At 71.2% G+C, this 7,820-nt stretch carries 1 protein-coding gene; it reads right to left on the minus strand.

Translation table 11 applies throughout. From position 1 onward, the window contains the following. Nucleotides 1-7,820, minus strand: a 7,820-nt coding sequence (locus KUM38_RS40685; RefSeq protein ID WP_217137187.1) for a non-ribosomal peptide synthetase, incomplete at both ends; no start/stop codon positions are given.

Consider the following 7,820-nt stretch of genomic DNA (forward strand, 5'->3'; position numbering starts at 1 on the left):
TCGAGTTTGCCGTTGGCGGTCAGCGGGAGTTCGGTCAGGGTGACGAAGGCGGCGGGGATCATGTAGTCGGGCAGGACCGCGGTCAGGTGGGTGCGCAGGTGGTCGGGGTCGGGTTCCTGGCCGGGGGTGGGGACGAGGTAGGCGACGAGGTGCTGGTGGCCGGGCCGGTCCTCGCGGAGGGTGACGGTGGCCTGGCCGACCGCGGGGTGGGTGAGGAGTGCCGACTCGATTTCGCCGAGTTCGATGCGCAGGCCGCGGAGTTTGACCTGGTCGTCGGCGCGGCCGAGGTATTCGAGTGTGCCGTGGGTGTTCCAGCGGGCGATGTCGCCGGTGCGGTACATACGAGTGCCGGGGGTGCTGTGGGGGTCGGCGGTGAAGCGTTCGGCGGTCAGGGCGGGGCGGCCGGTGTAGCCGTGGGCGAGCTGGATGCCGGCGAGGTAGAGCTCGCCGGGCACGCCGGGCGGTACCGGGCGCAGGGCCGCGTCCAGGACGTAGGTGCGGGTGTTCCACACCGGCCGGCCGATGGGGACGGAGGCACCGGTGGTGTCGGGGTGGACGTGGTGGGCGGTGACGTCGACGGCGGCTTCGGTGGGGCCGTAGAGGTTGTGCAGGTCCACGCCGGGCAGCAGCTGGTGGAAGCGGTGGACGGCGTCGGCGGGCAGGGCCTCGCCCGAGCAGATCACCCGGGCCAGGTTCGTGCATCCGGCGGCGGCGGGCTCGGCCAGGAACGCCTGCAGCATCGACGGCACGAAATGCACCGTGGTGATCTGCTGCTGCTGGATCAGACCGGCCAGATAGGCGGGGTCCCTGTGCCCTTCGGGCCGGGCCAGGACCAGGGCGGCGCCGGTGCGCAGCGGCCAGAAGAACTCCCACACCGACACGTCGAACCCGGACGGGGTCTTCTGCAGCACCCGGTCACCGGCGTCCAGGGGGTAGGTGTCCTGCATCCAGGCCAGCCGGTTGTGGATCGCGTCGTGGCCGACCACCACGCCCTTGGGCCGTCCGGTCGACCCGGACGTGAAGATCACATACGCCGGCGCGTTGGACGCCACCACCACCTCGGGACGGGTGCCCGGACGCTCACCGGCCCGGCCCTGGTCGGTGTCCAGCAGCAGCCGGGGCACTTCGGTCTGCGGCAGCCGGCCGGCGACCTGGTTCGTGGTCAGCAGCAGGGCCGGGGCGGCGTCCTCGAGGATCCAGCCGATCCGCTCGGCCGGGTAGTCCGGGTCCACCGGCACATACGCCGCGCCCGCCTTCAGCACCGCGTACAGGGCGGTGACCAGCTCCAGCGACCGCGGGGCCGCGACCGCCACGAACGCTCCCGGCCGCACACCCTGCGCGATCAGCTCGTGCGCCAGCCGGTTCGCCCGCACCTCCAACTCGGCATACGACAGGACCTCGTCTTCGAAGACGACCGCGACCGCGTCCGGAGTGGAGGCGACCTGCGCCTCGAACACCTCCGCCAGCGTCCCCGCGGCGACCTCACGCCCCGTCGCGTTCCACCCCTCGACGACCCGGTGGTACTCGGCTGCCGAAATCAGCCTCGTGCGGCCCACGGGCAGTTCGGTGTGTTCGGCCAGCGTGATCAGCAGGCCGCGGAGTTGTTCTCCGATGGCCGCGACGCGCTCACGGTCGAAGAGGTCGGGGCGGAAGTCGAGACGGAGTTCGAAGGAGGATTCGGTCTGGGCCGCTATGAGGCTGAGCGGGTAGTGGGTGGCGTCGCGGCTCGTACCGGAGACGATGTGCAGGCCGTGGTCGTCCTGCTCCAGCGTCTCGTCGTCGATCGGGTAGTTCTCGAACACGACGAGGGTGTCGAAGAGCTCACTGTGCCCGGTCAGCCGCTGTACGTCGTTCAGGCCGACGTGGTGGTACGGCAGCAGGTCGGTCTGTTGCTCCTGGACGCGGCTGACGAGGCTGCCCAGGGTCTCGGACGAATCGAGCACGACCCGTACCGGGAGGGTGTTGATGAACAGCCCCACCATGGACTCGACGCCGGGAAGGTCCGCCGGCCGGCCCGAGACCGTCGCGCCGAACACCACGTCGTCACGGCCCGTCAGGTGACCGAGCAGCATGGCCCAGGCGGTCTGCACGAGGGTGTTCGTGGTGGCTCCGAGGCGACGGCTCTGCGCGAGCAGGAGCGCCGTTTCGTCCGTGGAGAGTTCGACCACCAGACGGTCCGGGAGGGAGGATCCCTCGCCATGGGTGGGGCCGGCCAGCAGGGTCGGCTCCTCCAGGCCGCTGATCACGCTTTCCCAGGCCGCCTCCGCCTGCGCGCGGTCCTGCTCCGTGAGCCAGGCGAGGTACTCGCGGTACGGGGTCACGCGCGGCAGTTCCGAAGCGTCGCCCTCCGTGGCGTACAGCGTGAACAACTCGTCCAGTAGGACCGGTGTCGACCAGCCGTCCAGCAGGATGTGGTGGTTGGTGATCAGGAACCGGTGGCGGCCGGGCCCCATGGTGACGAGCGTGAAGCGCATCAGAGGGGGAGCGGTCAGGTCGAAGCGTCGGATGCGGTCCTCGGCGACCAGTCGGGCCAGCTCTTCCTCGCGCACCGCCTCCGGCAGTCCGCTCAGGTCCACCTCTGTCCACGGCAGATCCACCTGCCGGGGGATCACCTGAATCGGGTCGCCGCTTTCCCGGGAGTGGAAGCCGGCGCGCAGGTTGGCGTGCCGGTGCAGCAGTTCGGCCGCGGCTGCCCGCAATGCGGTGCTGTTCGGTTCGCCCTCGAAGTCGAAGGCCATCTGGACGTTGTAGACGTCCGAGCCGTCCTCGTCGTAGAGGGCGTGGAAGAGCAGTCCCTGCTGCAGCGGGGCGAGCGGTAGCACGTCGGCCAACTCACCCTCGATCCGCTGGAGTTCGTCGACCTCGGTCTGGGTCAGCTCCACGAGCGGGAAGTCGGACGGGGTGTGGCCGCCGGCGTCCGGGTCCGAGGTGTGCGTGACGATGGCCTCCAGGGCGCGGAACCAGGTGTCCGCCAAGTCGTGGACGTCGCCCTCGTCGAGTACGCCTGCGGCCCAGGTCCAGTTGGCGACCAGTGAGCCGCCGTCGGCGTTGTCCACGGTCAGGGCGTTCAGCTCGAGGGCATGGGACAGCAGGCCCTCGGGGTCACGTCCGTTGCCGGTGTCCGCGCCGGGTACCAGCTCCCAGTCGGACGCCGCCGTGGTCCCGTCGCCGAGTTCGAAGCGGCCGAGGTAGTTGAAGGCGATCTGCGGTACGGGCAGACCTTCGAAAGCCCTCGCGGTCTCCGGGTTGAGGTGGCGCAGCAGGCCGTATCCGGCGCCGTTGTCCGGCAGCGTGCGCAGTTGTTCCTTGACCGCCTTGACGGCGTCTCCCACGGCGGCTCCACCGGTCCACGCCTCCGGCCCCTGAGCCTCTGCCGCACCGGGGTTGAGGCTGACCGGGTAGAGGCTGGTGAACCAGCCGACCGTACGGGAGACGTCGGCGCCGGGAACGAGGTCTTCGCGTCCGTGCCCCTCGAGGTCCACCAGGACCCCGTGACCCGTCAGGCCCCGGTTGTGCCGCCAGTGCGCCACCGCCAGCGCGAAGCCGGTGAGCAGCACGTCGTTGACGCCCGCGTGGAAGGCGGCGGGGACGGTGGTGAGCAGCGGCTCGGTGAGGTGGGGAGGGAGAGTGACGGACAGGGTGCGGGCGGTGGCGGCGGTGTCCCGGTGGGGGTCGAGGGGGCGGTTGCCGAGCTGCGGGTCCTCGGTCCCGAGCATGGCGGTCCAGACGTCCAGCTCCGCGGTGCGGGCCTCGGTGGAGGCGGCCTCGACCAGGCCCCGCGCCCAGGCGCGGAAGGAGGTCCCCACAGCGGGGAGCTCCACCACGTCACCGGCGTCGGCGGCCCGGTAGGCGGCCGCCAGGTCGGGAAGCAGGATGCGCCAGGACACGCCGTCCACCACCAGGTGGTGCGCCATCAGGAGCAGTCGGCCCGCGGTGCCCGGGCCACCGTCGAACCACACCGCCCGGAGCATCGCGCCCCGGTCCGGGGCGAGAGCGCGCTGGGCGGTACGTGATTCCTCCGTGATGAGCGCCAGCAGGTCGTCGCCGTGGACACCGCGGGCGTCGACGCGCCGCAGCACGTCGTGGGCGTCGACGGCGCCCCTGGCCTGGACGGAGAGGGTCCAGTCGGCTCCCTCGGGCCGCGCCGTCCGAAGGCGCAGCACGTCGTGGTGGTCGAGGAGAGCCTGGAGGGCGGCGGTGAGCGCCTGGAGATCGGCGTCGGCAGGCGTCTGGACGACCATGGCCTGGTTGAAACCGTCGGTGGCGCCACCGGCCTCGGCGAGCCAGTGGATGATCGGGGTGGCCGGCAGGTCGCCGATGCCCGCGTCCGGGTCCTGCGCGCCGGAGCCGGCACCGTCGGCGCTGTCGTCGGCGTCCGCGGCGATCGCGGCGAGCGCCTCCACGGTGCGGTGCTGGAAAATGTCGCGCGGAGTGAGGAGCAGTCCGGCGGAGCGGGCGCGACTGACGAGCTGGATGGAGACGATGCTGTCGCCGCCGAGCTCGAAGAAGCTGTCGTCGATGCCGACGGTCTCAAGGCCCAGGACCTCGGCGAACAGGGCGCAGAGTGTCTCTTCGCGCGGGTCGCGCGGTCCGCGACCGGTGATGTGGGTGTGGAAGTCGGGTGCGGGCAGGGCCTTGCGGTCGAGTTTGCCGTTGGCGGTCAGCGGGAGTTCGTCGAGGGTGACGAACGCGGCGGGGACCATGTAATCGGGCAGCAGCGAGGCGACATGCGTGCGCAGCGCGTCGGTGTCGACGGTCCGCCCGGTGGCCGGGACGGCGTAGGCGACCAGACGCTTGTTGCCCGGCTGGTCCTCGCGGACCAGGACGGTGGCCTGCGCGACCGGCTCGAACGAGGACAGCGCGGCCTGGACCTCGCCGAGTTCGATGCGGAAGCCGCGGATCTTGACCTGGTCGTCCGCGCGGCCGTAGTACTCCAGTTCGCCGTCGGCCGTCCAGCGCACGACGTCACCGGTGCGGTACATCCGCTCGCCCGGACCGCCGAAGGGGCAGGCCACGAAACGCTCGGAGGACAGGCCGGGGCGGTTCAGATAGCCCCGTGCGAGACCGGCACCCGCGACGTAGAGCTCACCGGGTACGCCGGCAGGCACCGGACGCAGGCCCGTGTCCAGCACGTACACCCTGAGGTCGGGAATGGCCTCGCCGATGACGCTTCCGTCGAGGGCGGCGGCGCTCCGCCGGTTCAGCGCGCGGTAGGTGACGTGCACGGTGGTCTCGGTGATGCCGTACATGTTGACGAGCGTGGGAGCGGTGTCCGAGTGGATTCCGTACCAGTCCTCCAGCCGCCCCAGGTCCAGCGCCTCGCCACCGAAGACGACGGTCCGCAGGGCGAGCCCACCCGCCGCCGGATTCTCCTGCTCCTCCTGGATGAGCCGGTAGAACGCGGACGGCGTCTGGTTGAGCACGGTCACTCCGGCCTCCGACAGCAGGGACCGGAACTCCCGGGTCGACCGGCTGGTCTCGTACGGGACCATCACCAGCCGCCCGCCGTACAGCAGGGGACCCCAGATCTCCCACACGGAGAAGTCGAAGGCGTACGAGTGGAACATGGTCCACACGTCGTCCGCGCCGAAGCCGAACCAGCTCTCGGTCGTACGGAAGAGACGCACGACGTTCTGGTGCGGGATCGTCACGCCCTTGGGGCGGCCGGTGGAGCCCGACGTGTAGATGACGTAGGCGGGGTGCAGGGGCGAGAGCGCGCACGTCCTGTCCGCGTCGGTGACGGGCGCGTCGGGCTGGGTGCCCAGAAGGTCCACCACCGCAGGATCGTCCAGCACCAGCCGTGCGTCGGCGTCCACCTGTACGGCGTCGAGCACCGCGGCGGTCCCGGTCGATGACAGCACGAGCGCCGGCCGCGCATCCTGGAGCAGGTAGGCGATGCGGTCCGTCGGATAGTCCGGGTCGACGGGCAGGTATCCGGCACCGGCCTTCAGCACCGCCAGCAGCGCGACGATCATCTCTTCGGTACGCGGCAGGGCCAGGGCCACCAGCTGCTCCGGCCCCACCCCCTGCGCGATCAGGTACCGCGCGAGGCGGTTCGCCCGCGTGTCGAGTTCCGCGTACGAGACCGCGGTCCGCCCGCTGGTCACGGCGACGGCTTCCGGTGTCCGCGCCACCTGGGCCTCGAACAGCGTCACCAGCGTCGTCTGCGGCACGGTGTGCGCCACGGGGTTCAGCCCGGTGAGGATGTGCTCACGCTCCTCGGCCGACAGCACGTCCACCGAGCTCACCGGGGCGTCCGGGGACTCGAGGGCACCTTCCAGCAGCCTGGCCAGGCGTTCCGCGAAGGTCGTGACGGTGGCCGCGTCGAACAGGTCGGTGGCGAACTCGATGCCGCCCTCGATGCCCGCGGGTGTCCCGTCATCGGCGAACCGCTCGCTGAGCTGGAAGGCGAGGTCGAACTTCGCGATGTCCAGGCCCACCGTGTACGGCTCGACCCGTACGCCGGGTATGACGGTCTGCTCCGCGGCGTTGTTCTGGAACGACAGCATGACCTGGAAGAGCGGGTGCCTGGTCAGCGAACGCTCCGGGTTGAGCTCGTCCACGAGGCGTTCGAAGGGCACGTCCTGGTGGGCGTAGGCCGCCAGGTCGGTCTCCTTCACCCGGTCGACGAGCTCATGGAAGGTCGGGTTCCCGGACAGATCGGTGCGCAGGACCAGGGTGTTGACGAAGAAGCCGACGAGGTCGTCGAGCGCCTCGTCCGTGCGGCCCGCGATCGTGCTGCCGACGGGGATGTCCTCACCGGCGCCGAGCTTGCTCAGCAGCGTGGCCACCGCGGCCTGCATCACCATGAACACGCTCGCGCCGCGCGCCCGGGCGATTCCCACGACCTGCCGGTGGATGTGCGGCGGCAGGTGCAGCGGCACCGTCCCGCCCCGATGGCCGGAGACGTCGGGCCGCTGCCGGTCGGCCGGCAGCCGCAGCTCCTCCGGAATGTCGTTCAGGGCCTGGCGCCAGTAGTCGAGCTGCCGCGCCATGGCGCTGTCCTGGTCGTCCTCGTGGCCGAGGACGTCCTCCTGCCAGAGGGTGTAGTCGGCGTACTGGACCGGCAGCGGCTGCCACTCGGGCGCGGATCCGGTGCTGCGCGCGGCATAGGCGGTGGAAAGATCGCGCGACAGCGGCGCCATCGACCAGCCGTCACCCGCGATGTGGTGCACGACCAGCAACAGCACCTGCTCCTCGGGCGTGACCCGGAACAGCCGCGCGCGCACCGGCAGCTCGTGCGCCAGGTCGAAGCCCTGCTGCGCCGCGGCTCCGACGCGCTCGTCGAGGTCTTCGGGGGTGACGTCGTCGACCGTCAGGTCCACGGTCGCCCGCTCGGGGGCGAGGATCTCCTGGCGGGGGCGGCCGTCGGTGTCCGGGAACGTGGTGCGCAGGCTCTCGTGCCGGGTCACCACATCGTTCAGGGCCGCACGCAGAGCCGGCACGTCCAGCGATCCCCGCAGGCGGACCGCGAGCGGGATGTTGTACGTGGCACTGGGGCCCTCGAGGCGGTTGATGAACCAGAGGCGGCGTTGGGCGGCGGAGAGGGGGATCTTGGGAGGGCGTGTCCTGGTGGTCAGGGCGGGGCGGGTGGTGCGGGCGGTGTCGAGCCGGCGGGCGAGTCCGGCGACGGTGGGTTCCTCGAACACGGCGCGCACGTCGAGTTCGGTGTCCAGGACGGTGCGGATGCGGCTGATGAGGCGGGTGGCGAGCAGGGAGTGACCGCCCAGGTGGAAGAAGCTGTCGTCGATGCCGACGGTGTCCAGGCCCAGGACGTCGGCGAAGAGGGTGCACAGGGTCTCTTCGCGGGGGGTGCGGGG

Origin of the sequence: Streptomyces sp. AC558_RSS880 (assembly GCF_019049255.1) — a bacterium.
Classification (GTDB): domain Bacteria; phylum Actinomycetota; class Actinomycetes; order Streptomycetales; family Streptomycetaceae; genus Streptomyces.